The sequence below is a fragment of the Dietzia sp. SYD-A1 genome, from assembly GCF_015356725.1.
In the GTDB taxonomy this organism is placed as follows: Bacteria; Actinomycetota; Actinomycetes; order Mycobacteriales; family Mycobacteriaceae; genus Dietzia.
This window is the reverse complement of record NZ_JADDKI010000394.1, coordinates 1-979: the sequence shown is the minus strand read 5'-3', so window position 1 is coordinate 979 and position 979 is coordinate 1. Positions and strand designations below refer to the sequence as shown.

General features: G+C 70.9%; 1 pseudogene. It reads left to right on the top strand.

The window, feature by feature from the left end:
* Positions 1–290: 290 nt before the first annotated feature.
* A pseudogene (locus IY392_RS14385) lies at positions 291–979 on the top strand (hypothetical protein); the annotation flags it as partial.

Here is a 979-nt window from a genome sequence, read left to right as displayed (position 1 = left end):
GGCGGGGAGAGGGGCCCGGTGCCACACCAGGTGACGACGACGAGGTCCCCACCCGTGCGCGGTGCCGCTGCTCAGTCCGCGCGTCGGGCGGCCGCGTCGTCGTACACCGGTTCGAAACTACACCGCTGTGACCCCAAAATTCACTTCCGTAGCACTTGGTTTCACGCGTTTCTTAGCTACCATTGACCACGTTCGTCACATTCGTCCCAGTGGTCGCAGCGCTCGCGGCCGCCGGGAAGAAGTGTTCCGCAGCGGGATCCGCGAGACACAGACCTGATCTGGAGAAGCCCTTGAGAACACGACGCCGCCCCCTGAACGTCAGCGGTCGACGCAGGACCCTCGCCCTCGCGGTGGCGGTCGCGGCGTCCGTCGTCACGCCCCTCGCCGTGTACGGGGCGGACCACCTGGTCGAGTCCGGAGACGACATCGCCGCCACCGCGGGCACCGCCGTCCCCACTGGGACGGCCGAGGTCTCCCTGTCCGACGCACCCGCCGCGGCGGGTGTGGACACCGACATCGCGGTGGGCTCCGCCCCGGTCAAGGAGGTCACCTCCGAGACCCCGTTCTCGATGGTCGGCGTCACGTGGAAGGGCTACAACCCGCAGGCCGTCGCGGCCCTGCGTGCCAAGAACCCGGACGGCTCGTGGGGCCCCTGGTACGAGGCGGAGTCCGTCGACGACGAGGGTGAGAGCACCACCGGCAGCGGCGGCACCGAGCCGGTCTTCCTCGGGGTCGACACCACCACGGTCCAGATCAAGGTCTCCGGCGTCGACATCGCGGACACCTCGCTGGCCGACGCGCCGCAGAGCACCGAGTCGGACGCCGCCGAGACCGCCGACACCGAGGACGCTGCCGACACCAAGGACGCCGTGGACGCCGAGACCCGGAGCTCAGAGATCGAGGCGGCCCCGACCCAGGACGACATCGCGGCCACCCGTCCCGCGGAACCCGCGCCGGCGCGGCCCGCCACGGACACCTC